This is a genomic window from Acidianus ambivalens (assembly GCF_009729015.1).
In the GTDB taxonomy this organism is placed as follows: Archaea; Thermoproteota; Thermoprotei_A; order Sulfolobales; family Sulfolobaceae; genus Acidianus; species Acidianus ambivalens.
Map to the genome: position 1 here is coordinate 707,726 of NZ_CP045482.1, position 25,998 is coordinate 733,723.

29 protein-coding genes and 1 pseudogene are annotated in these 25,998 nt (G+C 36.0%); 21 read left to right on the forward strand and 9 right to left on the reverse strand.

Annotation, left to right across the window (positions count from 1 at the left end; genetic code table 11):
• Window positions 1-7 precede the first annotated feature (7 nt).
• The 10 genes and pseudogenes from D1866_RS04260 to D1866_RS13375 all read left to right on the forward strand — a co-directional run bounded on the left by D1866_RS04260 (window position 8) and on the right by D1866_RS13375 (window position 5,252).
• Window positions 8-334 (forward strand): hypothetical protein, encoded by a 327-nt coding sequence (locus D1866_RS04260; protein ID WP_152942607.1) that lies wholly within the window; start codon window positions 8-10, stop codon window positions 332-334.
• Window positions 335-468: 134 nt separating this feature from the next.
• Window positions 469-902: pseudogene (locus D1866_RS04265) on the forward strand (transposase); the annotation flags it as partial.
• Window positions 899-1,849, forward strand: coding sequence for an acyltransferase family protein (locus tag D1866_RS04270; RefSeq protein ID WP_152942605.1), 951 nt, complete (start codon window positions 899-901; stop codon window positions 1,847-1,849). The pseudogene D1866_RS04265 and the gene D1866_RS04270, both read left to right, overlap by 4 nt.
• A gap of 37 nt (window positions 1,850-1,886) precedes the next feature.
• The gene (locus D1866_RS04275) at window positions 1,887-2,174 is read left to right on the forward strand and encodes a hypothetical protein (RefSeq protein ID WP_152942603.1); all 288 of its coding nucleotides are present in this window, start codon (window positions 1,887-1,889) and stop codon (window positions 2,172-2,174) included.
• 2 nt (window positions 2,175-2,176) lie between these two features.
• Entirely contained in the window at window positions 2,177-2,881 is a 705-nt protein-coding gene (locus tag D1866_RS04280; protein WP_152942601.1) for a hypothetical protein, read from the forward strand.
• The gene (locus D1866_RS04285) at window positions 2,878-3,642 is read left to right on the forward strand and encodes an ATP-binding cassette domain-containing protein (RefSeq protein WP_152942598.1); all 765 of its coding nucleotides are present in this window, start codon (window positions 2,878-2,880) and stop codon (window positions 3,640-3,642) included. The genes D1866_RS04280 and D1866_RS04285 overlap by 4 nt, the downstream gene beginning before the upstream one ends.
• Before the next feature lie 2 nt (window positions 3,643-3,644).
• A complete protein-coding gene (locus tag D1866_RS04290; RefSeq protein WP_152942596.1) occupies window positions 3,645-4,244 on the forward strand; it encodes a hypothetical protein in 600 nt (199 codons plus the stop codon).
• Complete coding sequence (locus D1866_RS04295) at window positions 4,237-4,548, forward strand: transcriptional regulator (protein WP_155861055.1); 312 nt, start codon at window positions 4,237-4,239, stop codon at window positions 4,546-4,548. The genes D1866_RS04290 and D1866_RS04295 overlap by 8 nt, the downstream gene beginning before the upstream one ends.
• Before the next feature lie 105 nt (window positions 4,549-4,653).
• On the forward strand, window positions 4,654-4,896 hold the full coding sequence (locus tag D1866_RS04300) for an antitoxin VapB family protein (RefSeq protein WP_152942594.1): 243 nt from the start codon (window positions 4,654-4,656) through the stop codon (window positions 4,894-4,896).
• A 146-nt stretch (window positions 4,897-5,042) separates the two neighbouring features.
• Window positions 5,043-5,252, forward strand: coding sequence for a PIN domain-containing protein (locus D1866_RS13375; RefSeq protein ID WP_231136407.1), 210 nt, complete (start codon window positions 5,043-5,045; stop codon window positions 5,250-5,252).
• Here the strand turns inward: D1866_RS13375 and D1866_RS04310 are convergent.
• Complete coding sequence (locus D1866_RS04310) at window positions 5,249-7,351, reverse strand: xanthine dehydrogenase family protein molybdopterin-binding subunit (RefSeq protein WP_152942592.1); 2,103 nt, start codon at window positions 7,349-7,351, stop codon at window positions 5,249-5,251. The two genes, D1866_RS13375 and D1866_RS04310, sit on opposite strands and share 4 nt — an antisense overlap.
• Before the next feature lie 344 nt (window positions 7,352-7,695).
• Between D1866_RS04310 and D1866_RS04315 the strand changes: the two genes are divergently transcribed.
• Window positions 7,696-8,478: a hypothetical protein gene (locus D1866_RS04315; RefSeq protein ID WP_152942590.1), complete on the forward strand. Its 783-nt coding sequence runs from the start codon at window positions 7,696-7,698 to the stop codon at window positions 8,476-8,478.
• A gap of 370 nt (window positions 8,479-8,848) precedes the next feature.
• On the opposite strand, the gene D1866_RS04320 is transcribed toward D1866_RS04315, so the two are convergent.
• From D1866_RS04320 to D1866_RS04330, 3 genes are all read right to left on the reverse strand, one after another.
• The gene (locus D1866_RS04320) at window positions 8,849-9,508 is read right to left on the reverse strand and encodes a hypothetical protein (protein ID WP_152942588.1); all 660 of its coding nucleotides are present in this window, start codon (window positions 9,506-9,508) and stop codon (window positions 8,849-8,851) included.
• Window positions 9,509-9,975: 467 nt separating this feature from the next.
• Entirely contained in the window at window positions 9,976-10,518 is a 543-nt protein-coding gene (locus D1866_RS04325; protein WP_152942586.1) for a hypothetical protein, read from the reverse strand.
• Window positions 10,515-11,078, reverse strand: a complete 564-nt coding sequence (locus D1866_RS04330) for a hypothetical protein (RefSeq protein WP_152942584.1) — start codon at window positions 11,076-11,078, stop codon at window positions 10,515-10,517. Before D1866_RS04330 ends, D1866_RS04325 begins: the two co-directional genes overlap by 4 nt.
• 53 nt (window positions 11,079-11,131) lie before the next feature.
• Between D1866_RS04330 and D1866_RS04335 the strand changes: the two genes are divergently transcribed.
• From D1866_RS04335 to D1866_RS04370, 8 genes are all read left to right on the forward strand, one after another.
• The gene (locus tag D1866_RS04335; protein ID WP_152942582.1) at window positions 11,132-11,407 is read left to right on the forward strand and encodes a hypothetical protein; all 276 of its coding nucleotides are present in this window, start codon (window positions 11,132-11,134) and stop codon (window positions 11,405-11,407) included.
• A complete protein-coding gene (locus tag D1866_RS04340; RefSeq protein WP_152942579.1) occupies window positions 11,379-12,359 on the forward strand; it encodes a hypothetical protein in 981 nt (326 codons plus the stop codon). The genes D1866_RS04335 and D1866_RS04340 overlap by 29 nt, the downstream gene beginning before the upstream one ends.
• A gap of 14 nt (window positions 12,360-12,373) precedes the next feature.
• On the forward strand, window positions 12,374-13,783 hold the full coding sequence (locus D1866_RS04345; RefSeq protein WP_152943022.1) for a hypothetical protein: 1,410 nt from the start codon (window positions 12,374-12,376) through the stop codon (window positions 13,781-13,783).
• Window positions 13,780-14,220 (forward strand): hypothetical protein, encoded by a 441-nt coding sequence (locus tag D1866_RS04350; RefSeq protein WP_152942577.1) that lies wholly within the window; start codon window positions 13,780-13,782, stop codon window positions 14,218-14,220. The genes D1866_RS04345 and D1866_RS04350 overlap by 4 nt, the downstream gene beginning before the upstream one ends.
• A gap of 205 nt (window positions 14,221-14,425) precedes the next feature.
• Window positions 14,426-14,614, forward strand: a complete 189-nt coding sequence (locus D1866_RS04355) for a hypothetical protein (protein WP_152942575.1) — start codon at window positions 14,426-14,428, stop codon at window positions 14,612-14,614.
• A 178-nt stretch (window positions 14,615-14,792) separates the two neighbouring features.
• Window positions 14,793-15,278, forward strand: coding sequence for a ribbon-helix-helix domain-containing protein (locus D1866_RS04360; protein WP_152942573.1), 486 nt, complete (start codon window positions 14,793-14,795; stop codon window positions 15,276-15,278).
• 168 nt (window positions 15,279-15,446) lie between these two features.
• The gene (locus tag D1866_RS04365) at window positions 15,447-16,001 is read left to right on the forward strand and encodes a hypothetical protein (RefSeq protein ID WP_152942570.1); all 555 of its coding nucleotides are present in this window, start codon (window positions 15,447-15,449) and stop codon (window positions 15,999-16,001) included.
• Window positions 16,002-16,595: 594 nt separating this feature from the next.
• The gene (locus D1866_RS04370) at window positions 16,596-17,723 is read left to right on the forward strand and encodes an MFS transporter (RefSeq protein ID WP_170254140.1); all 1,128 of its coding nucleotides are present in this window, start codon (window positions 16,596-16,598) and stop codon (window positions 17,721-17,723) included.
• A 751-nt stretch (window positions 17,724-18,474) separates the two neighbouring features.
• Here the strand turns inward: D1866_RS04370 and D1866_RS04375 are convergent.
• Window positions 18,475-20,184: an APC family permease gene (locus D1866_RS04375; protein WP_152942567.1), complete on the reverse strand. Its 1,710-nt coding sequence runs from the start codon at window positions 20,182-20,184 to the stop codon at window positions 18,475-18,477.
• Window positions 20,185-20,578: 394 nt separating this feature from the next.
• Here D1866_RS04375 and D1866_RS04380 point away from each other — a divergent pair, with 394 nt between their 5' ends.
• Window positions 20,579-21,901, forward strand: coding sequence for an AAA family ATPase (locus D1866_RS04380; RefSeq protein WP_152942565.1), 1,323 nt, complete (start codon window positions 20,579-20,581; stop codon window positions 21,899-21,901).
• Between the two features lie 113 nt (window positions 21,902-22,014).
• Here D1866_RS04380 and cutA read toward each other — a convergent pair whose 3' ends face one another.
• The 4 genes from cutA to D1866_RS04395 all read right to left on the reverse strand — a co-directional run bounded on the left by cutA (window position 22,015) and on the right by D1866_RS04395 (window position 25,143).
• Window positions 22,015-24,198, reverse strand: coding sequence for a glyceraldehyde dehydrogenase subunit alpha (gene cutA / locus D1866_RS04385; protein WP_152942563.1), 2,184 nt, complete (start codon window positions 24,196-24,198; stop codon window positions 22,015-22,017).
• 274 nt (window positions 24,199-24,472) lie between these two features.
• Window positions 24,473-24,541, reverse strand: a complete 69-nt coding sequence (locus tag D1866_RS13760) for a hypothetical protein (RefSeq protein ID WP_338025416.1) — start codon at window positions 24,539-24,541, stop codon at window positions 24,473-24,475.
• Window positions 24,510-24,812 carry a DUF1404 family protein gene (locus D1866_RS13380; protein ID WP_231136409.1) on the reverse strand — a complete coding sequence of 101 codons (303 nt, stop codon included), beginning with the start codon at window positions 24,810-24,812 and terminating at the stop codon, window positions 24,510-24,512. Before D1866_RS13380 ends, D1866_RS13760 begins: the two co-directional genes overlap by 32 nt.
• 175 nt (window positions 24,813-24,987) lie before the next feature.
• Window positions 24,988-25,143: a hypothetical protein gene (locus tag D1866_RS04395; protein ID WP_196773482.1), complete on the reverse strand. Its 156-nt coding sequence runs from the start codon at window positions 25,141-25,143 to the stop codon at window positions 24,988-24,990.
• A 517-nt stretch (window positions 25,144-25,660) separates the two neighbouring features.
• Here D1866_RS04395 and D1866_RS13385 point away from each other — a divergent pair.
• Complete coding sequence (locus D1866_RS13385; RefSeq protein ID WP_231136410.1) at window positions 25,661-25,939, forward strand: hypothetical protein; 279 nt, start codon at window positions 25,661-25,663, stop codon at window positions 25,937-25,939.
• Window positions 25,940-25,998: the final 59 nt, after the last annotated feature.

Here is a 25,998-nt window from a genome sequence, read left to right on the forward strand (position 1 = left end):
AAGTCAGGTGTTGGAAAAGGCAGGAATTAAAACAGATGAGGGAATTTTGCTTTCCAACCTTTTAAGGAACATTTTCCCTGACGACGAAAAAATCCTAGAAATAATAATTGACGATTTTCTAAATAACGAGAGAAAAAGAAGGGAATTGGAAAATAAATTGAAATGTGAGGTATCAAAGTTTTTTAACAAACCTTGTAGAGTAATGAGCGAAGCTTGTCTGCAAGTTGCGGATTATTTCGCTTCAGTTTATTGGAGATATATAGAAAAATCTGAGGATTCCCTCTTTCTCTTGATAAAAAATAAAATTAAAAGAATAGTATATGATATTCAGTAGTTCAAAACCACGAACTTTTTCCCAGTATAAAAGACAGACAACAAATATAGAAACACATGAAGTTGCCTTTAATCTTCACAAAAAGGTTATTAACAGACCCTTATACCTTAGGTTGGGGAATAGCTTTCATGTTCTTCTGGAACTATAGTTATGTTATTAAACGTTTTGAGGAGATAGGAGAGGAATTAGGGATTAAGGTAACGAAAGTAGATGAGTCTTACACCTCTAAAACTTGTTCCCTATGTGGGGAAGCCCATAAGCGTATTAAACGTGGTTTGTTTAAGTGTCCCCGCGTGGGGAAGGTTATGAATGCGGATTTGAATGGTGCGATAAATATCCTACATATCCCCGAGTCTCTAGGATCTGGGAGTGGAGGGCAACTCCCAGTGAGGGATAGGGGTAATGGGCTGAAGACCCAGCCCGTGGTCTACCGCTGGACGAATGGAGCGGGGTGGCTAAAAGCCACCAGCTATGAGATGATGAGAATGAAGGTGGTAAACCACAACCCATGATCCGCCCTAAGGGAACCCTCGCCCTTTTAGGGCGGGGAGGGGGTCAGAAAAAATGAAGTATGATCCTAGACTTTCACAATTACGTTTCTTCGCAGCGTTTTCTGTCGCTCTCTACCACTTATGGACGTTACAAATAATTCCTCTCGTCTTCTTCCGCCCTGGCTGGTTAGGAGTTCCCCTCTTCTTCGAGTTGTCGATTTACTTGTTACTGAACAGGCTTGATGATAACCCCTCAATCAAACGATATTTCAAAAGGAGAATTAAACGAATATGGCCACTTTACTTCATGGCAGTTGTGTCAGTTTTCTTTGCAGATAAATACGTGCTGCATCTCGACGTTACGTATTATGATTTGATACTTCATTTCGCGTTCGTTTCATTTGCTTTTACTCCATTCTCTTTTCAGTACCTTTTCTGGTCACTTCAGCTAGAAGAGTGGATGTACCTAGTTATCCCTTTTATTCACATGGTTGACGATAAGACAAAATTTAGGATTGGTGTAACGTTTACCCTGGTTTCACTTTTCTACAGTCTCTTCATTGTCTTTCTTCCCTATGACGAATTTCATCTACTTTATTTCATGCCACCTTACTGGTTAGGTGCGTATGGATGGGGAATAATAGCTTATCTCTTGCAAAAGAAGAACTACAGACCCAATAGCAATATACATTATATTATAATAGGATTAATACTCCTACAGTACGTTTTTGTAGCGTTATACGTAAAAACTGAGTTCGTGTATGAGTTCTACACAAAGTTTGCCCTCTATAACTTAATTCTGCCCTTTTTTGCTCTCATGATAATCAAACCACCGGTCATCATTAACAAAGCAACTGTGTTCCTCGGTGAGGTGAGCTATGGGATTTACTTGTGGACGTTGCTTTTTCAAGAGCTTTTCGGTGCCATAGGTATAATTTACGGTATTTTAGCTGCAATAGCAACAGAGTTCCCATTAAGGAGGAGAGAGACAATTAGAAGGCTAGAGAGCATCCACTATCTTTGAATTTATATTTTTTAGCTTTACGTCGTATATTATAATTATGCTATCGTCACTGGGTAAATTTTCTCTAGCCTTCATAATAACGTTTACCATAATCAATACAATGATTCAAGTCGATCTGTCGTCCGTCGGATATCCTCAAATACCCTACTTTACGACAATCGTTAACCCGCAAGCTTTTACTGCAATCATTCACTCTACTTCAGTAACTAACATGCCGTTTGCCTTCATCCTTTATGCAGTAGGTTTACTGATTTTCAACGCATTAATCAATTTTGTCGCGGGCATACCAATCGTTTTCTACGAAATGGCTGCAATTTCTGGATAGTAATGGGGGCTTTCATCGAGTCAGCGAGTATTTCTAACTCATTAGCAGTTTACTACACCGCAAGTTGGTACGGCATAATAGCGTTGTTAGCAACTTCATCATTTGCAACTTCCATAGCAATGATGATATATTATCAATCCGGTGGTTTATCATATTTCACAAGGTTTTCAAAATTAACTCCTAAATATTATCTATTTTCCCTTTACTTCACAATGCTAGTAACAACTACAGTTGTAAGTATAATAATGGGATTGGGAGTAGTTTCGCTCTTTTCCTATCATTTTGAAGAAACGATAGCTCCCAAGAACTGGGGCTTATTTTTCCTCGATGCAATACTTTCCGGAGTATTTTATTTACCTTTATCCTTACTTTTAGAGGAGCTTACAATAGTTACTTCAAGGAGGCTGAGCAATGCCATCTCATTCATTCCCATAGTCTTGGCTTACCTCTTCGGTTTTTCTTATATGAACATAAACCTGGGTAACTTAGTTTATTACAGCCCATTCCTTTCAATACAAGTTTTAGGAATGAAGAGTTTCTTTACAAAGAGCATTCCGCTGAACTTTAACGACTTTAAAGGGCCTACCCTTAACGTGGAATACGCAATAATCTCACTGACAGGTTGGTCTATAATCCTTTCGCTCGCGTCAATGTTAATCTTCAGGAGGTTATATTACAGAAGTCTTGAGGAGGCGAGGATAGCATGATAGAACTTAGCGACGTTCACGTATATTACGATAAGGAAGTAATAAAAGGAGTAAACATGAAGGTAGATGGCGAAAAAGTGCTACTTCTAGGCCCTAATGGTTCCGGCAAATCAACGTTACTTAGTGCCATTGCAGGAATAATTCCGTACAAGGGAAGCATAAGGATTGATGGAATGGAAGTTAGGAACGTCAAGAACTATAACGCAGTTGCAACTAATTTACCTCAAGCTTTTTCTATAGGGCTGCCAATAGACGACGTAATAGAGATTTACGATGAGTTAAAAGGATTAAAGATTAACGTAAAAGTAGAGCTTGAGAAGTTAGGAATAAAAACTAACAAGAAGATTTACCAACTTTCGGCAGGGCAGGGAGTTATAGTTAGGACTCTCATTGCCTTGGCTACAGATCCTAAGGTAATTCTAATTGATAAACCATTCGAGAACGTAGATGTTGCAAAGAGGAAAATTGTAGTAAATTGGTTAAAAGAATACGGTAAGGAGGGAATAATAGTAACTCACGAAGTTGATATTGCAAAGCAGTTCAGCGATTATAAGGCTTTCATTATACTTGAAGGAAAAGTATTTGGGCCAATAACTGTTAGCGACTTATTATCTTCCTCAGTAGTTATGGGAGAAGATCCTTCAGCTTTGCTTACCTTAGAAATTAACGGGAGGAAAGTGTTGTTGGTTAGAGGAGATAAAGGATATAAGATGAACGCAATAGGCAATTTAGAGAGGCTGTATAATTTAGTGGAGGAATGAGGATGGAAAAAGACTTAATAAAGGAATCTAAAGAGATTGCAGAAAAAATAATTAAGGGAGAATTTAGGTTAACAATTGCTAAATATTACCTACTTTGGTCTACTTTTCCATTAGTTCTCTTTGCATTATTCCTTATTAACACTAGATATCCCTTCCTGAATTACCCGATAGCCCTTTCTGGATATTTATATTACAATTTTAAAATTTTTTCAGATTTTTCAAAAACAGTCGAAAGAGTTAATGGGATTAAAAGACGTGGAAAAGGCAAATATTACGTAATTGCATACTTCGCATTATGGTCGATCCCAGCGGCAATGGTAATCGTTGGCTCAGATTTTAACTATCCTTACTTAACGTTAGCAGGCTCTGCAATTTTTGGAATTGTTTATTCCTTTTTTGCTTATTACGACTTCAAAAAGTCATTCTATGATTTCCACTATTATGACTTGTTAGCCATGATAACTTTCATGGCAGAAATTATAAGCATAGGTATTTGCGTTACGTTAAAAATACAGCTCCTAGAGATAATGTGGATTCCATTCACTTTATCCTGGATTTATGCTGCTTATGCATCTTTCATGGAGGTAATTGAAGGTGAGTGATGATTTAAAGAAGTTAATGGACATACTTAGCGATCCGGCATTAAACAACTCAGTTAGGTTAGGAATTCTCCTGGCTTTATATGGTTTAGAATCAATAAATTTCTCCCAATTATTAAAAATCCTTAATATTACAAAAAGCTCTCTTTACACTCACCTACAAGTGCTGGAGGAAGGTGGATACATAAGGATGATCAAAAAGTTTACAGCCGTAGGTCCTAGAACTTTCATAGAAATAACTGAAAAAGGTAAAGAAGTAATGAAACAATATTCAATGCTTGTGAATAAAATGTCAGAGAAAAAATGAGAGAATCCATAAAAATCTAGGAATATTTAGCGGAATTCTCTTGGCTCTAAATTGTTGGAAGCTCAGAAATACTTTTATATATAATATATGCATATATGCATACATATGCCAAAAGTTATAACTATTTCTGACGACGTTTATGAGAAGTTATCTAAACTTAAAGGTAGTAAATCATTCAGTCAAGTTATAAATGAATTAATTGAATATTATAATAATAGTAGAAAGGGGAGAGTAGAAGCTTTAGATTTGATATTTGGAATACTTAGCGAAGAAGAGGCTAAAGAACTGGAGAAAGATGTAGAAGAATTTAGGAAGAGTTTCAAAGTGAGGGAATATGGTAGTACTTGATTCCAATATAATAATTTCAATAATGAAAGGGGATAAGAATTTGCTTAATTTTATAAGAAATAATTTTAACAACATTTCAACTACTGTGATAAACGTTTATGAAATTATGAGAGGTAAATACGTCAATAACCTATTAGAAGAATTTTTTGAATCAAATTATAATTTATCCCTTAACATTAGATGCAGTGAAGATTGCTTCAAACATATATAAAACCTTAAGGAGCCTAGGTAAAATTAAGAGCGATTCAGACATATTGATAGCCTCAATTGTTAAGGCAAATAACGAAGTATTATTAACAAAAGATAAAGATTTCCAAGATATTAGGGATTTAGGAGTAAACATAGAAATAATTTAGTGAGAAAAATAATTTATTTTGAATAAATATCGTTCACGATACTCCTCTCTTATCGGAACTTTAGTTATTTTCCTCTTTATTGCGTCCTCAACTGCGCTTGTAACTGCTGCTGCAGCAACTCCTACAGGGATCTCTCCTATCCCTTTTTCACCGAAAGGAGTATAAGGAGACGGAGTAGGAACTAGATTTACCTCGAACTCCGGCATTTGGTCAGCAGTAGGCAATCCATAGTCAGAGAGGCTTAAAGTCAACAACTGTCCGTTCTCGTAAACGTAACTTTCGTAAAGAGCGACAGAAACACCAATTGCGGAACCTCCAATTACTTGCTCCTTAACTACTTCCTCGTCTAGAGGTGTGCCTGGATCTAGGTAAACTACCAACTTCACTGGCTTAATTAACCCCGTCTCCTCATCAACCTTAACTACAGCAACGTCACAAGCGAAAGGATAGGCAATAAACCTTGTCTTCCCTTGTTGAGAATAGACGTAAGAAACTTCTTCCTGTAAGGAAGTTATAGGAATTTTCTCCTCGCCTCTTATCAGAAAGCCGTCCTTATATTCTGCATTATATTTTCTCTTCAGCTTACTAACCAACTCTTCGACTGCACCTTTGATTGCCCCAGCTAAAAATACGGCCATCCTGCTTCCTCCAGGACCGAAGCTCGAAGGAGATTCGTTACTGCTGAGTAGCTCTACCTCAACAGCCTCTGGAGGAATTCCTAAAAGCCTAGAGACTAACAACTTTCCAACGTGTTCATTACCTTGACCTTCAGGTCCATAGCCTATACCGAGTATTACTTTACCCTTCTTTATTGATAGTTTTACTCCCTCCTGTCCAGAGGGTGTGCTCGGATCAGTAGAACAAGCTAAACCTACTCCGTAACCTTTTTCCCTCAAACTCCACAAGTCCTTTCTAGATAGCGCAAGATCAAGTAAATTTCTAGGATTACCGGAATCGTAATGAGCATAAGGAGCGTCATAAGGGAAGGAATCTATTAAATTCTTCCTCCTCACCTCGTGTCTTTCCATTTTAAGCTCATCTGCAATGAAATCCATTACCCTTTCTAAAGCCCAAGTATGAGGAGGAGTTCCTGCTCCTCTAAACGCTCCCGGAGGGTTCTTATTAGTAGCAACCAAACTAACGTCGTACCTTATGTTCTTCACTTTATATGGCCCTGCTAGAATTCCTGTAGGTTTAAAAGCTTGCCCATTATAGAGTGAAGCTCCTATATCTTCCCAGATCTTAAAGTCAAGGCCGGTGACTGTCCCATCTCTCTTAAAGTAAGCCTTTATTCTGAACTTCCTTTCCGGACCGGAGCTGTTAGAGGCCATTAAGTGCTCACTTCTAGTTTCTATCCACTTAATAGGGATGTTGAATTTAAGGGAGGCAAGTCCTAGGACTATAGCATATCTAGTTACGGAGAACTTGGAGCCAAAACTTCCTCCGTGCCTTGTCGGGACTACTTTTACCTTAAAGTACTTGGAGATTTCATTACTCTGAAATTGAGGTGCTTGAACGTTTGATATTATTGTAACTTCATCACCTTGAGGAATTGAAATTACTCCGAAGGTTTCTATAGGATTTCCAGAAGACCTACTCCAATATAGAGAGACTTCTAGTTCTTCGTCGTCTTTAGGCATTTCTCCGTACTCAAAAGTTTTCTTATAAACCTCATTAGTTCCTACTTCATCAAATACTAGAACGTCGTTTTTAAGCGCTTCATCTACATTACTCACAGGAGGTAATGGTTCGTAATCTACGGAAACTTCCTCAGCTAGGTCTGTTGCCTCATAAGGGTCTTTTGCTATTACCAAAGCTATGGGTTCACCCACGTATCTTACCTTTTTAAAAGCTAATAGGGACGAAATCGATGAGCTTCCTTCTTGCTCTTCCTTCCCTTTAAGGTTAGGTAATGATAATAGATCCTCGGCAGTTAATACTAATGCACCTTTCCTCCTTGCGCCTTCCACATCAACTTTCCTTAAGATAGCGTGAGGATATTGACTCCTTACGAATACTCCGTAATAACCTGAGAACGGAATATCGTCTACGTAATTTCCTTTTCCTTTTATTACATCTTCAAGATCAAGCCTTCTCATAGGTTAGTTTCATACCATACATAAATAAACTTAGCTTTTCCCGCGATCAAATGAAATTATAGTAAAGAAAACTAGCAATGCTATAGCCTAGCACTTAAAACCTTAAGGCGATACATGAAATCATTATTTAAGTCAGTCCTTCGCGAGTTCTTCACGAATTCAGAGGGGACGGACTTTCATCACCATAAAAACCTTTGATGGTCTATATTTAAATGAAATATAACATAATACGATAAAAAGCAAGCCGTATTTCTTACGGTATAGTGGCCTTGATTACAAACTTAAATTTTTCTATTAAAAAGTTTCTAACATAACTTTAAATGTCACCGCTTGTAATGTAGTCCATGTATAGAAACGAAATAGTCATAAACGCAGGCAGGTCATCATTACTAGGAGTATTAACAAATCCTTTCTTCATCTCTGGAATAGTTGGGCACGTAGGAATTCTGAGAGTTAAGGATAAACAAAAAGGAGATTACGTAACCCCGGAATTCTTAAACTCCCCTGAAGACGACTTTCAAGTGGCTTACGTTTTCGGCACACCTGAAAACTATAACGTTTCTCTAGGTTACATGGTAGGGCCGGAAATTTTTCCGGGGGAGGTAAAATATAAAGGAGGGACATTTGACGGAAAGTTTGAGTGGGAAGTCTCTTTCTTCCTCACGCCTATTGACGATAATAAGACAAGATTATCAATTTCGGTTAATGCAAAGTATAAGACCTCGATGTTGGCTAGGATATTCGGAAGGAGCGAGTTCGACCTAGCATTTCACATAGTTGAAGGTCACTTTATTCCTTTCTTCAAGTTCTACTTTAAACCTTCGGAGGAGATTGAGGTTAATAAAATAGAGATTGCGAGCGAAGAAGGGGAGGCAAACGAGGTTATTGCGAAATTCAAGGAAATTGTGCCAAAGTTAGAGGCGGGGATGATAAAAATCTCTGGGAAAAACTTGGAGTGCCTTGTAATAGTGATCAATAAGGACATAAGGAGAGTTACTTGCCTTGCAGGAAACGATTTAAAGACAGGAAGTGACGCGCTTTCCTTACTCCTCCTTTATAACGGTGAGCTAAAAATGAAAGCTTATCAACTACAGCTTGAGGATTTAATAGAAAAAATTGAAGAATAACCCTTATTTTCGTTTTATTCTGAATATAGGGGTAAATCCGACTCCTCATTGCTCTCACCATCGATTCGGGTCTCATTTAGAAGTCAGGGTAGTCAGAGAGTCCCAGAGAGATCATAGCCAAGCTCTAGTCCCTTAAGAGATACTGGTTGCTCCCCCCTCAGTCCTATTCAGTAAGGAGCGTCGTTAGCATCACTAAAAGATTTAAACACAGGGCTATCCATCTGGCGAGGCTTTCCGCCCCCTCTTTGTAAACTTGGGATATACTTAAGTATCTTACTCTTGTTATTATTATTTCATACAATTATCTTTTATTAATTATTTTGCCCTTCTTATTTCAATAATATATCATAAATTTATATTAAAATAATTTCTAACTTAAAATGTATGTGTTTTGACCTTCTTCAGGGAAGCACGTCTCGCAAAGACTACCATTACTATAGTACCATAAAATTCCGTTTATATATGGAGGAGTAAACGATGAACTGCATACAAAGTACCAGTAACCTACTGCATATAAACTATCGCAATTCTTAATTACCTTACATATACACGATGTATCATTGTAGAGAAAACCGTTATTATATACAGTCTTCTCTATTTCGTCAAATCCGGTTAAACTTGATGATTTACTTTTCAAAACTTCAAAGAATGATTGACTTATACCGTTTACTAAATTTTTGCAACCGAATTTTGCAATTAATGTGTATCCGTTTTCTTCACTAGGTACTAGTATTGTATCACTAGCTATAATTCCTTTAGTATTATATAGCGTAATACATAATTGCATAGAATTAGCTGATTGTGCACCACTTACAAAATCTAGGAAATAGCAACATCCCTCTTTTATTTCACCAATTAATTCGCGTGTGTATGTACCTTTATTACAGACTATGCATACACAGAGTTTACTACTACACTCATAAAATATTATTGAAAACTCTTTTCCTGTAGTACCAGTAGGCACTAATGTATCGTTTAGAAGAATTGACTTTTGTGTGGAAGTAAAAATTTCCTTAAACCATAATCCCATTTGAAAATCAGTTTGACTTATTACGACATGAGGAGCTTTAACGTTAGTGGATTTACTACAGCCAATATAACTACCGCTGGAAGTTAATATGTAAACTCCTAAGCCTTCTCCAGAAGGGTTTACATATGTGAAGTCTAACCTATACCACTTCCCTTGATAATAATAAAGTATCCAAATTACTACGATCTGACCAGGTTTTACTTTTGCTAAAAGTTCATAAGTTTCGTTAGAAGTAATGTTGAAAGCATATACTGAAGCTTTGCCTAAAAGTTTACACTGCTGTGGTAAGTATATATCACAATTTATAATAAAGCTCTTAATTTGTGAATAACAATTTTTGCCAGACGAAAGTATTACTGCGTTTTGTTGAGAATTAGGTATATAAAGGCAAATGTTTTTCTGCGGGTATGTAACAAAAGGTACTAAAGTAATCTTAGGAGTTATGGATTTTATCCAAATTAAATAGCTTACATTAAAACATTTAGACTAAGTGGTATGGTCTTTGTTCCATTTAGTGCAAAGGCGGTAACGTAAACTGGTATTTTTCCTGCTGGACCAGATATTGTTACAGTGTTAATTGAAGTATTGGGATTTAAGAAGAAGAAGTTTGCCTCTCCGGTCAAAATTAATATGGGGGAAGAAGATACTTTACTAGGTAATGGTAATGGTATATTAGTATCACCTGCGATTACAATTGAATTATTAAGTAATGGGCACCATGTGTTACCATTAAAGTAATAAATTTGAGTAATATTAAATCGACTAGATGTTGTAGTAAATAAGAAATCTAAGCTAGGATCGCTAGGTGAAGCGTTATAATAAATGTTAGGTTCTCCCCTATATACTTGTTGCTTTTGGTAACATTGTAGTTGATTATAAAGTATTTTTTGCACACTACCTTGATCGAAATAAACTGGCTGGGAATTAAATATTATAAAAGCTGGTACTAATACACTCATTATAATTATTAAGAGCATAATGAGGAATACTACAGTTGATATGCCTTTCATGTGCTAGGCACCCCCGTAAAAGTATAGTCTATTCTGAACCAATATCCGCTGGAACAATAAAGAATCCAAATTACAACGATACAAGATGAAGAACTTATTCCTCCAACCTGTATAGTAACTGGAGTGTTAGATGGAACAGAATAAGCGGTAATTGGCGAATCATAGAGAATTTTTCCATTCACACAATAAATTTGAGAGTCTATATTAATTTGCTTAGCCAACTCTCCGTTCGGCATATATACTGTGAAAGAGGAAGTAGATGAAGGAGTAATAATTCCTACATCCTGCTCATAAGTTGAGCTTATAGGAAATACGAATATGGAATAATTACCATTATAAGAAGGATTATAAAGTTCAATAACTACACTTCCCTCAGAGCCAGAAATCAATAGGGGCCCTGTGGAAATAGTAGAGGACGAGGATAATGAGCTTGCGGACTGTTCAGCAATGCTGAATGCCTCGCGGGGTGCAAAATAAGAGAAAGTAAAACCTAAGATAACTAAGCCTATAACAACAACTGCTATAAGTAATATAAAATTATCAATAACCGAATCAGCCATATCTATGGAATATGGTTGGAAAAACTTATATATAAATTTTGACTAAAATTCTTATGCAGAATTCTGTTACCGGCTCTATCTTGTTAATTGCTACTATTGTAGCATCTTTGTCAGTATTTGGAATTTACTTTGCTTATACTTCTGTTTATTCTCCACAAGTTGCTAATCAAGAGTACTTAATTTCCTTATCTAAAGTAATTTCTGCCTCAATATCTGAGGATGCTTTTAAGGGAATTCCACCTAGTTATAAAGGTCACATTACAAGGAGTATGCTGCACTCTAACTCCAAAAATATTCTACTTGAATCCAGGAACTTATACAATATCTGACGATAACTCATCCATTATTTTCATAAGTTCTTACGGCCTTACAGCAGTATTTCAAAACTGGACCATTGTAGGCCAAGGTTCTATTTCTACGCCCGATGAACCTACTACACAAGTAACAATAACTGGGCCCACAGTTTTAACTATAATATATAAGGCATATACTCAAACATATCAAGTGACAATAAAACCAAAAGGAATCCCTCTAGGTTACGTAGGTATATCTTGTAATAATGCCCTTATAACTCCATGCAACCACTCTATTCCCGTGATAATAGATGATAAAGAGTACATAATTGGTTGTTCTGGAATAACGTTGAATTTGACTTACGGTTATCATATAGTTGAATTTCCTGCGTATTACAATGTTACTTTCTGTTATACTGGAGGATACATTACCGAGATGAAAGGTGGACAAATAAATTGTTATAAATTGAAAGGACTAGAAAGTAGTACTCCGAGCATAAAAGTTATATGCAAGTACGAAATATTCGTTAATGGTAGTGGAATAGTATACGGCTGCTTTAATAAATCCTACACTTACTATCTAGTATGCACTAAAAATGATTTCTACTTCCCAAGTAATGTTAAACTTATAAGCAATAGTACTCCGGTTTGTGGAGATATAGCAGCCCAATTATACTGCGTTAACGTTTCAACTACCGGACATAATATAGTATTGGGTCCTACAAAGAATTTTGTCCCTGAAAAGCTTTATTTTAAAGCGGGAACAAAGTTACATAGAGAAACGTTTTACATTTATTGTATACAAGGTAAATTTAAGCTTCTAGTTTGTGGTGTGTGTAGATGTTATAAAGCACTACAGAGCTATAATCACCACGCAAGTTATACGTCTTCTAGTGTATCCTGTACCTATTGTCCTAGCTGTATTATAGTGTGCTCTCCAATTAAATTAATAATATTTGAGGAGTGGTGTTATGGAGCAAGATGTTAGGAGGTGGGAAAATGATGTATAATAAAAAAGTTGTAAATAAAGGTTTATCAAATGCAATATCTGTTATGTTCATATTAATTATACTCATTTCACTTGCAGTTCCGTTCTTTATTTTACTTAGTAACATTCAACAAGCCAATACGGAAGAGAAACCAGTAATTCAAAATTATGCTTACTTAAGAAATCTTCAAGTTAATCAAGTTAGATCTGGACATCCATCATTTTACTATAATGGGAGTTACATTTATGTAGAATATTCTAACGGAACGTTTGTACCACCTTCCAATGTAACGATAGTTGATATATTATACTTAGGTAGTAATGGAATTTGGTATAACATTACTTCATTAAAATATCCTATAATACTTAGTAAGGATGAGGCTATTCAGATTCCTCCATGCGCATCTGGAAGACCTATTATTATAATTACTAGCGTTGGAAACATATTCTTCCTCAACTCAGGATGCATAATAGGACCTTATTCCTCCGTTAGTAAGAAAGCAGGGGTGGAAATATTAACTCAAATATACGAATCTTCTGGAGCTATCTCCGTTTCCACAAATGTTACTACAAATATTTATGGAAAATTTGAGAACTTTACTACTCCAGTTGCTTTTCCGAATCAGACTGGGACTTTTGAAGCTAAAGTACCTAAGTATGTATATTATCAGAATTCTAAAGGACAAATTATTACAGGAGTATTTCATAATTGGATAATCTTAGGAAAAGGAAGCGTAAATTCTACTTCCACTCAAGGAATAGAGGTTACTCTAGTAGGCTGTCCTTTAATATTAATTGCTAATTATACTACAATATTGTGTAAGATTCATCTAAAGGTAATTACTGGAGTTAGTTGTCCGGTTTGTATTGGTATAGACGGTCAAAAGTATAAAATAGTGAATAATGGCGAAATTTGTATTTATGCCGGATATTTTAACGTTACTGTTGTCACTACATGTTTTACTGATACTCAAGATTGTTCTCAAGGCGTTAGATATCATTATTGTTATAATCATATAACATATAATAATAAAGAATACAAGCAGTATTCCGTAATATTATTCGCTCCTCCTAATTGTAAATGTACCACATTATATGTATGTTATTACAATAATTATAACTGCTATAAGATTTATTTATACAAATACAACTGCAATCAAAACGTCTATCTTATACTTAATGGCACTTCGTATTGTTATGGTAACTGTTATTGGATAAAGGGTGGTAAATATTGTATGATACCAACTGGAATATTTTACGGCGGATGTTCAACTGGGGCAGTTGAGATATGTATTATTAATTCTACTGGACCGCATATATATTATTATAACGAGGAGCCTTATATACCTCGGTATATTTACATCTGTAGTCCAACTACCATTAAAGTATGTTATGGTATAACTGAGTACTGGTGTCATCTATGAAGGCCCAATCTGAATATATAGGCTTTATTATTGCAATAATACTAATAGTAATTGTTATAATCCCTCTCTTCTTTCTTCTAAATAATTATGATGTACCTTCTGTCAAAACTTATAATTATTGTACAGTAATAGAGGATAAAATAAATGGAAATGGTATAATAATCTACTTTAACGCATCTCCATCAAAGCCTGAGCTTGTAATCTACAGAGGTTGCTCAAGTTATTATTTATCTGGTGTTTACTATGAAAATAACGGTATATGGTATAATATTACCTCCTGCATCTCATATAATGGTAAAAAATTACCTTTGCCTTTAATTTATAATTTGACATTACCAACTCAAGTTTGGAAATATCCTTTAAGTCTGCAAATAGAGGCTTATAATGATACAGTATTTGCTATAGTTTATCCTAATCAAACTGCCTTTACTTCTTAATCGACTTTTACAAAATTTTGAAAGCCTCTTCCAGGGGGATGACGAATACTTAATTATCTCTTTTTCTTAGTCTCTTTTATTGACGCTCCTTGCTGAATAGGACTGAGGAGGAGCATCTCTTAAGGGACTAGAGCTATGTGATGATGCTACTAACAACTGTTATAAAATTATTTTAACTTTCTGTCCTTCGAAAGGTTCAGGGAAAGTGCCAATAGGTGTAGGAGAGACTTCCATTTGTAAAATTAATATAACTGAAATACTTTATTATACTCATGGACAGTGGTGTATTGCAAAACTAAGTATTGTCCCAATTTCTTATTCTCCGCATTCAATAACCTTTTGCTTAAATACCATTTCAGACCTTGCTATAGTGACAAGTTATGGTAACTTATAATTTTTATTGCACCTTGTAGTTCAACTTAAGTTTTGTAAGTATTTTAAGTCCAATTAATATATAAGATAGTAAATGTATAATATTCCTTAATAATTTTTATTATTTAGTCTTATTATAACTCTTCTACTCCTTGTCTTATTGAGTAAAACTTATAACTTTGTTTTACATATTGTTAAACATGTCAAACAATGAAGATGAGAAAAACAAGAAAACTGTAACTATAAGAGGAGTGGATAAAAGCCTTTATGAAAGGGCAGTAATGACTGCAAGAGAAACCGGGAGAACAGTAGGAGAGATTGTTAATCAAGCTCTATCCTCTTTTCTAGGATTAACAAGTAAAGCTACTAATGCTGTAACACAAGTTGTACAAGGAGTTAAAGAAACAGGAAAATCCTTTGTGCAGGGATTTGAAGACGCAAAGAAGGACGTTGTAGTTATTTCTGACGTAGAGGAGTTAAGCGTTACGAAAGAGGAGATATTGCAAGTAGGTAAGCCAATCTCATTTAGGAATATAAAGAAGCTTACGCTTAACATTGACCAAGAGGCATTAAACTACGTGGACTCAATAATAGGAGTTGACGAGTTAGTAATACCGCCAACTATAAATAAGATAATGCTTTTGCAGAAGTGCAAATTCGTGAAGAAAATATCCACAATCCAATAACCTTTTTTATCCTTAGGATAATAATTAATTGAGGGTTTCCCGATGAAAAGCCTACTTGACCCGTCGGGGTTGGCCCGAGGGGGATGAAAGTAGGTAAAGCCTTGACCCGTCGGGGTTGGCCCGAGGGGGATGAAAGGCTTTTAAATTTTTTCCAAGTGTTATTATTTAATGAATGAGTATCACGTTTTTGTTGACGAATCTTACGATATGAGGTTTTTCGTATTAGCTATAGTATGGGTCAAAAAGATAAGCGAAGTTAGAAGGCTGAAATTGAATGCCTTAAATAAAATTGGAAAATCGAAATACAATTTTCATTTTAAAGATGATCCGCAAAAGATAAAGGATATGTTCATGGAGGAGATCTTAAATAGCTCTGTTAATGCAGGAGTAATAATATTTAACAATCAACCTAAGTCTTGCGAGGAATATGCGGAATATTACATAGTGGAAGTCGTGAGAGTGTTACCTATTAATAATTCTATAATTACTATTTATATTAAGGGGCTGAAAAACTGGGTAAGTAAGGATTGTAATCCTCTAGCTGAGGCGGTAAAGATAGGGATACCTAACGGGAACGCAGTAAAACTAAATTTACGTGCAAGTGAAAGAGAAGGAATAGAGGTTGCAGATTATATTGCATCATCTTATAGGAAATGCCTTCATGATAAGGTAGATTTGTGTGATAAACTGGAAAGTAAACTGAAGTTTATTTACAAAAGGTAGGAAAATTCAATTTTTAGTGTAAATTTGCGTTTGACAGCTAATAGTTGAGCTGTCAATTTTCATTTGACAACCTTATAAACTTCCGTTGTGGAAACAGAGGAAATTAAGGGAATTATTTTAGATCAGGAAGAACTTTTGAACCAAAAGCTCTCCGAAGAGAAAATTATTGAGAGGGAATTTAAATATAACGTAAAGAAATAATGCGTATTTAATTACATGGCCTAAGAGGGGGTCGGACTTTCATTGAATGATTCAACCTATTGTCCTCATTCCCCTATGCTCATCGAACCCCTCACATATCTCCTCTGGTTTAGGGCTCTCTTCACATGTTAACTGCAAAAATTTTAATGAAGAGATATAAGAATGTTGAATAATATCAAATAGTATAAATTTTACGATTTATCGGAAACTGTTGATGACGGCAGAAAAGGTTTTCCGACAAGTTCAAGGATTGGGTGGAAAAATTAAAACTGTAAGATAAGTTAAATCCGTTTTGGAAGTTCCCCTAAAATGAGCGTGGCAAATGAAAATTATATAGCAGTATAATTTACGAGTATAAGATAAACTTAAATTCTTATGGTCTCGCATTATGTGATGAAACCTTTAAGGACTTATATTATGATAAGGAATTTTGCATTAAACCTTTCTCAACCTTTCATCTCTTTCGTTTCTGCAGCTTCGGGGATTTCTGGAGAGAACTTAGCAATAGTTTCTTCTGCAGGCTCCGCGTTACCTTCGTTTATACAGTTCGTAATGGGCTTCTTCAATCTCAGAGGGAAAATAATAACCTTTTACGGCACTCTCCTTGCAGGACTACTTTGGATTTCCTTATCTTTTATTCCCTTCGGAGTACTTTTCGTAGTAGTTTACGTCCTCTTGGAGGCTTCCCTGGGCATTTCAGCTTACGGCTGGTATTTAATTATGGAAAGGGTAAGCAATACTTCTAGAGGAAAAATCCTAGCTCAGTACTCTTTTTACTCCGTCATTGGCGGAATGATAGCTACCCTTCTCACTGGTTTTGTAGTAAACAAGGACTTCAGCGAGGTGAGGTATTTCTTCTTCTTTAGTGGTTCGCTTTTCCTTCTAAGTTCATTAATTTCACTTAAGTTCGACGTTGACTATTCAAAGGAGCCTTTAAAGGGTCTTTCTTTAAATAAGGAATTAAGTAAGTTCTTGATTATAACTTTCTTATTTGACGTAGTTTGGTCAATGGCTTGGCCTCTATTTCCCCTTGCGCAAGTTTACTTGTTTAACATGAACTTTGAGAATATTGCAATAATTAATCTTATTGCCAATTTTTCTACCCTTTTGTTGCAGAGGAAGATAGGAGAGCTTGTTGATAAAAATAGAAAGCTGATGATGTTCTTAGGCAGGTTGGCCTTATCAGTTTTTCCTTTAGCTTATGCTTTGTCTACTTCTGTCTATGAGATTTACTTAGCTAACGTAGTTGCCGGTTTTACTTCTTCAGTTAATTCAACGGCTTACTTATCTTACATTTACGATAATTCTAAGGACGTTAGGAAGGGGATTGGTTTATATAACGCTGTTAGCGGACTTGGAGATTTAATAGGCTCAAGCATAGGGGCTATTGGAGTTGAAGAATTGGAATTTTTAGGAATAGTATTAGCTATAAAAATAATGATGTTAATAGTAGCGTCCTTAAGGGCTATTGCTTCGTTCTTTTACCTAAAAATTCAGGAAGTAAAGCCAGTGAAGTTTTAACATTTTATGTAAAACTAAATGTGTTAACACGAATAAATCTAATCAGACGTACTGATATTTTAAATGCAAACAAAGCATCATATATAATCCTGACTCCTCCCCGCCTCACAGAGGCGAGGGTTCCTCTGTGAGCGGTTCATAGTTCCCACCATCGATTCTGGTCTCATTTAGCAGTCGGGGTAGCCAGAGAGCCCCAGAGAGATCATTGCTGAGCTCTAGTCCCTTAAGAGATACTGGTTGCTCCCCCTCAGTCCCATTCAGCAAGGAGCGTCGATAGCGTCACTAAAAGATCTTTGAAAAAAGAAAGATTAAACTTTTTTATAAGGGAGCTATCCATCTGGCGAGGCTTTCCGCCCCTTAACCCCCACTTTTTGTAAATGACTATATTACCTTTCACCAGTATTCATTCTACTTTATATTCCCACAATTAGATAACCTTAAGCTGAATATAAATGCTTCAATATTATTATTTGACTCCTTTCCAGAGAAAGTTAGACCGATATAATTTTTGGTAGGGAAGATTTTCTGAGACAATTCGTAATCTGCATGTACGAATCAGAATGAATATCAACATTGATTAACATTTGCCGTATTAGATTCTCAAGAATGAAGAAAGTCGGTTATGCTATCAAAAAAGTAGAGATCTATAGGGAATTAACACTAATAGTGACTTCATTTTAAGAAAATGCTTGAATGGATGAAAACATAAAAAAGTTTAAGGAAAAATAAATAAATAAAAAATCTTTCCCCTTTATTCGCTCTCGTTTTTACTTGCTTCTATTCCTTTGTCAATATTAACCTTTACGTGGCATTCTGGTACTGCAGAGTTAATTGCCCAGCAGTAAAATACTACTGCTGCTGCTATATCAAATATCCAGGCTAAGGGCAATGGTGAGCTAGGAATTATACCAAAGCCGTAACAGCCAAGAGCCATTAATACTCCAGTGAAAATTAGGAAAGCAACTACCCAAAGTCCTGCTTTAAGGTCGCATGGCTTTTTATCTTTGTATGTCAAGTACGTTAGTGCTCCTGCTAGCATTACAGCTATTAAAATGTAACCTCCGTATGGATCAGAAGGCGGTGCTATTAAAGCTCCTGCACCCCAGTAAACTAATAATGCAGAGATTACGAAAGCCGCAAGGGAGAAAGCTTGATACGCTGGTAATTTGAAAGGCCTAGGTAAGTCTGGTGCGTATTTCCTACTAACTGGAAGGAATACTGAACCTATAATATAGGAGAACACTCCAGTAGTAGTTATTATTGAAACTAATGCAGTCCAAGCACCTCCAACGGAAGAAACCAAAGTGCCGGCAAAAGCCATTACTAACAGCACTATTGTTACTATCATAGTTGCAATTAAACCCCAAACTGGAACTCTGTATTTACCGTGAACTTCGAAGAACTTATCAGAGAGAAAACCTTCTTTAGAAGTTCCGTATAAAACTCTTGCAGTTGAGGCCATATATTGGCTTAAAGTACCGCTTGGACTAACTACACCATCAATTGCCAACAAGATTGCTAAAACTCCTAAACCTAGGCCTGAAACTTCATAGAAGAATGGGAAGGAATAAATTGGTGACGTAGTTAATGCCGACCAATCTCCCGGAGAGACTCCAGTAGTTCCGAAAGCTGAAGAATTCCATGCAAAACCTCCTATGAACACTACTTGTAACATTGTGTAAAGCACTATCGAAGTTCCCACTACTGCTAATATAGCCCTCCAAATGTCTCTTCCCGGCATTTTAGCTTCTGCGGCCATTTCTATTGGTTGCCTAAAACCTAAATATGCGAAAGCTACTCCAGTTGCAGGAATTGCGGAGAAAACTGGTAAGAATCCGTAAGGTGCGAATGATGGAGTAGTGAAGTTTGAAGCAAATCTTGGAACTCCTACTATAAGTATAGCGATAACAGTGAGAGAAGGAATGATCAATTTCCAAGAAGTTATTGCAAAGTTGCTTGCTCTCAGTGCGGATATTCCAATGTAATTAATGAAAAAGAAGAGGGCAGACAATGCTAACGCTACTCCAAGCCCTTCAGCTGTTGGGAAGCCTGAAGAGCATAAAGTTACCGAAGTTATTCCGTATAAACTTAAGACTCCCTGCAAAACTTCAACTACTGCAACTGCCTCAGCAGCAGGGACTGCAATATAAGTTAATATTACACTCCAACTAATTATTGATGCTGCTAAGCCTCCGTGAGAGTATTTTGCATACCTAACTGCTCCTCCAGCTACCGGTATTGATGTGCCTACTTCAGCCCAAACTAAAGCAATTATTAGGATAAAGATTCCTCCGAATAGCCAACTGAGTATTGCTGCAGGTCCTGCCACTGATGCAGTTACAAGGCTTCCAAATATCCACCCTGAACCTATTACTGCAGTCAAACCTGCAAAATATAAGTCTATCAAACGTAGTTCTCTTTTTAATTTTACCCCTTGCGAAGTTTCATTTTGCCTAGACATGAACGTCTCTATTTATAAATTGTATATAAGAATTGCTTATATAATTGATAAAAACTCATTACTTTACGTTGACTATTTTACACTTTTTTAATTGTTCGGAGTAAAACTAAAAGTATTAAAATGAAGGAAGAGAATATTAAAGATTAAAAAAGTTATTATTGTTTTAAGTTAAAAATACTAATTAAGGAAACCAGTTTCAAGAATAGAGAATTAAAAAGTATTTATAGAGTATTTACGTCCGTATTGATTAAAAGATTTTTACGAGAAGTTTCTGCACTTGCTATGTAAAATTGATGGAACAAATTGCATATTCAAGCTCTAAAATCTCCCCTTAGGAAAGAAGGAGATAAGTTAAATACTTAAGTTATTACCTAATATTTTTAGGGAAGATTTTATGGACATATTTACAACAGATGCAAGGCCATTTCCAGAATACCTTTACGGAAGGGAAGATGAGATCAAAAGGTTAATTTCCTTAGTTAATACTGAGGATTTTCACATAGCTTTAATAGGAGGAATGAGGAGAACTGGAAAAACTAGCTTGTTGCTCTCTCTCCTGAAAATATTTACTCACAATAAGTATAAGGAAGAATATAACATTAATGACGCTTATTTTCCTCTTTATATAGAAATGGATGCTGTAAAGTCCTTGGAGGATTTTAATTCTAAGCTTTATAATAGGATATTATCTAATCACACTTGGAGATTAATACAAAATACTAAGGTTGAGAAAAAAGTTAAGAACGTTATAAATTGTTTTAAGGAGAAGTACGAGACTTTTAAAGGATATAACTTAAGCATACCTTCTGTCATAGGCATTGGTGAACAAAAAGGATATCAAGATCCTTACGCATCTTCTATATCTAGAATCCTGGAATCCTTGTCTTCTTGCTTATATGATGAAAAAGTAAAGTTAGGCTTAGTAGTTATTGACGAATTCCAGAAAATATTGGACTGGAAATATGAAGAACAGCAGACGTTCATTGAAATACTCAAGGAAATTTACGACGTTTACCACAATTTGAAAGTGTTCATAACGGGCTCAGTTATTTCGTCAACAGAAAAGTTATTCTCTACTGAGTATGATAAACCAATGCACGGCAGGAGGATAGATAAAATATACTTAATGCCTATAAGCGTGGAAGCTTCAAAGAAAATGCTTGAAGACGGCTTTAGAGAACATAATATTAACGATGAACTGGCTGTAACTTCCGGAGTAACTATAGGTATGGGTATTCCGGGGCTGTTAACATATTATGGTAAATTTTTGGTAAACTACTACAATAAGGAGAACCCAGAAAAGGCAATAGAAGATGCTTCCAGAGACGCTTACATACAATTAGGTAAAGAAGTTGAGGAAGAGATAACTCACTTAAAGAAAATTAAGGACGACGGTAGATATTTGGAGGCATCAAAAATTATTGTAAGGGAAGGTGGTAAGATAATTCCTTCAAAGTTGGCTGAATTTCTAAAAATTAGTGTAAATTCTGCAGAAATAATTCTAAATAAACTAACTGAAATAGGCTTCATAAATAAGAAAAACAATGAATACGAGGTAGTTGACAATACTTTAATAACATTACTTTATAATGAAGTAAGTTTCAAGTGGGACTTATGCCCAATTTGTAACAAAGGAAAAAGTTTAATTCAACCATTCGTTAATACTGTACTTTACAGTTGCGGTCACGTAGTAGCTGTACGTAAAATCTTCCCTTAATAATAACGAAGATAAGTTAAATACTTAAGTTATTGCCTAACATTTTTAGGAGAGATTTTACGAGTTATATTATGCTCATATAATAGATAAAAAAGAAGAGGTAAAAAGTGAGCTTAAATTAATTCCTCCATTCTTACTGGAATTTTAGTTATCCTCTTGCCTACTGCCTTTTCTATAGCCCTAGTTATTGCGGGCAATGCACCAATTGTTGCTCCTTCGCCAATTCCTTTTGCAGGCAACGGAGCATTAGATTTACCTTCTTCCATGTAAAGCCATTTCATATTGAAAGCCTCCACAGCCGAAGGAATTCCATACTCAGCAAAAGACGACGTTAAGAGATTGCCCCTCTCATCATATATAATTTCCTCCATTGTAACTTCTCCAAAGCCTTGAATTATTCCGCCGTCAACTTGACCCTCAGCTAACATGGGATTAACTACAACGCCTATATCATCTATTGCTACGTAGTTCAATATTCTCACTTTCCCAGTCTCGTCAACTTCTGCCATTGCTATGTGACTGCCATATGGGAAGGTGTAATTATCAAGTCCAAAGGACGCAGTTGCCTCTAAAGTCGGTTCAGCTTTATAATTCCAAGTACCGCCGAGGTTTGAAGTAGCCATTCTTGCAATTTCAGCTAAACTCATCATTTTACCGCTCTTTGGATTAATTACTTTCCCGTCCTTATATTGCAATTCCTCAGGATCGCTTTGCAGGAATGATGCTGCTAGCTTTATAATATTCTCCTTTAACCTCCTTGCTGCTAGAAGTGCTGCATTTCCTGCTAACGTTAAACTCCTACTGCCGTAAGTTCCAAAGGCGTTAGATATCTTGTCCGTGTCTCCCCAAACCACGTTAACGTCGTCTATATTAATTTGAAGTTCATCTGCAACAATTTGAGCAATTCCAGTTCCAGTACCTTGACCGTGAGGTGCTGCACCAATAACTACTTCAACTTTGCCGTTGGATAATAATCTTACTGATGCACTCTCCCAAGGACCGAAATTGTTTTGCTCAATGTAGAAAGATAACCCTACTCCAACTCTCCTGCCTTGCTTTCTCAATTCTTCAGCAGTCTTTTCCATTTCCCTATAAAATCCTTCAGCCTTATTAAGTAGATCTAGATAATTACCACTATCATATTTTAAGCCAAAAGGATTTACATATGGTGTTTCCCTTATCGCGTTCTTTTTCCTTAATTCTATTGGGTCAATTCCTAACTCGTCAGCAAGGATATCCATCAGTCTCTCGTATACGAAGGCGGCTTCTGGCCTTCCTGCTCCTCTATACTGGTCTAGTGGAACCTTGTTTGTTAAAACTCCTTTAATAGTTGAAGTAGCATTCTTAATGTCATAAGGCCCTGTAATTAGTGTTCCGGAAATATCTGCCAAATAAAATCCGTGCCACGCTGCTCCTAAGTCTATAATGATATCGTCTATCACTGCGTTAATTTTGCCGTCCTTGTTTGCTCCTAATTTTACGTGATGTATTTGACCTCTAGAATGGTAAGTTGAATGAAGTTCCTCTGTCCTAGTATTAACGAATTTTACAGGCCTCCTAGATTTGATTGATGCATAAACAGTTATGTAATCCTCGGGATAGGGGAATAATTTAGAACCGAAAGCTCCACCTACGTCTGCTTGTATAACCCTAAAATCGTATTCTGGAAAAGCAGAAAGTAGGTAAGACCTCATATAATGAGGTGATTGAGTTGATGCATAAACAGTTATTCTATCTTGTTGGAAATCAACTACTAATCCTCTAGGTTCCATAGGTGCAGGATAAACTCTTGATATGACGAATTTCTCTTCAATTTTTACATCACTGCTCTCATACGCTTTCTCAGCGTTTCCTCCTTTGTGAACTTTTGAATATGCAATATTACTTCTTCCTTCTACAGCCTTAACTTCGTCCTTTACTGCTTCTTCAGGGTCAACAACTGCAGGCAGTTCTTCATAATCGTATGTTATGTATTCTAATGCGTCATAAGCAGTGTATCTATCTTCAGCCAAGACTGCGGCTATTGGTTGTCCTTCATAAAAGATTTCGTTTATAGCCATTGGGAAATTATTTGGCCTATTCTCAACGCTTATTTTTAGCCCAGTTATTACATCCTCTACTCCAGGCAATTTTAGAGCATCTTCAACGTTTATTTTCTTTAACCTTGCATGAGCAACGTTACTCCTTAGAATTGCCAAATAAAGCATACCGTTAAGATTTATGTCGTCTACGTATCTTCCAGTTCCTGTTATTAATTTTAAGTCTTCTTTTCTCCTTACTCTCTGTCCAACGTACATGATAATTATTAAAGAAAGTTTGGTTATAAATTTTTAATAAGTATACATCCCAATCGTTAGTTTTAATTTCGTACTTTTAACATAGTTAGCAAAAATTAAAAACTTCATTTCTTTAATTGACTAGGATGATGAGAGGGTCAATGACGAGGAATGAAGATAACTTGCCCGACTGACTTATTGATGCATTCCTGAGTATTTTGATTATCGCGTAGACTAGGATTACGTTCATTAGTGTAAACATTGAAATTCCTACAAAAGGCAATTGTGAAGGAGCTTAAGTAAGGAAAGAGTAACATTCGTGGGTATATTGCTTATACTCTAGAATGAAGAAGATACTTAATATGCTGTCCGCTAGCATATAAACTGCTAAAGCTCCTACCTTTGCCAGAAAGTTTCATTTGAGGAATATATCCTCCAGCTATCAAACCTCCTAGGAATAGAGTTAACTCCTCTATTGTCCTATATTGTACGAATGACGCACCCAATGCAAAGAATAATGGGATATGCCAAAAGCCTGCTGGAATTGCCCCTAGTAAAAAGAGGTAAAAGTTAGTCCTAAGTAACTTATAACCTAGTAAGACTCCAGCACCGTAAATGGCGTAATGGTCCAACATATAAAAAACGGGGTTCGTAAATTCTAATCCTTGTGTAAAGGAACATCACTAAAAGAGCAATGGGAAGGATTAAATCCTTTTTTCGAATCCTTTAGAGTATCTAATCATAAAAAAATATTCGATTAAAACTTAAAAAAGTTTTCTCTTATAAATATCTAAAACATAAAACTTTAATTTATTTATCGTGCTTCGCCATAATACCCGGTAAAGATGTGGAAGGTAGTGAAGTGGACTCTGTTGAAACCCAGAATGCGGAAGTCTTTATAGGTAATAACGTTCCTAAAATAGGAATTGCAAACATTACAAAGGAAGCTGCCATAGCGACTGCCAAATAACTACACCCACGGTTGACCCAGTGACAGATAACCAAATGATGGAGTGGAGCTGGGTTAATATACAGAAAATAGGTACACTATCTGAGGAGACTAAGGCAAGGCTAACCTTCGCACCAGTAAGCTTCCACTTACCATCATGAGGGAATAATGAAAGACACCTCCTTTTTTCTTCCTCTCTTCTTAGATACCTTATCTTAATGTTAGCGGGATTTTTCATCATTTATATTTCTCCGAGTTCACCGGATTATTTCCTATATTCTACATTTGGAAATTTAATATTCTGGTCTTTTCTCCTCATTCTTTTGATAAAGACCGTACTTAGGAAACCTCTACACTATCTGAATAAAGGTAGAACTGTCTTGATACTCTTTTTCTCTTACTTGTCCGTCCATTACTTTGTTTACAGTATAGCTTTAGAAAGGTTATTGACTGGACTTTATGGAATTTTATTTACAGTACAAAACCCCTTCATAACGTTCTCTTTCACTCCGCTATATATTGTACACTGCTGTAATGAATTTAGTATTTAACCCTTCAATAGTGGGAGGCTTCCCTCCCAACTATTACTTCGAACTTTCACTTTACGCGATGGTAATGGGCTTAATTATTGCTACTTTAGTTACTGCGAACATTATGAGAGTTCTTGAAATTTCCTCTAGGTTAACTAAGGCTAAAGTAATTCTGTTAGCTCCTCTCTTAGGAGTAATAGGTGGAGGGAGCTGTTGCATATCTATACCAATACTCTTAGCTACTGTAATTCCTGCAGCAAACTCTTTGCTTTTTTACCAATAGGAGATACTGCACTCTTCCTAGCTTATATTTTACTTCCTCCTATAACCGCTATTGGATTA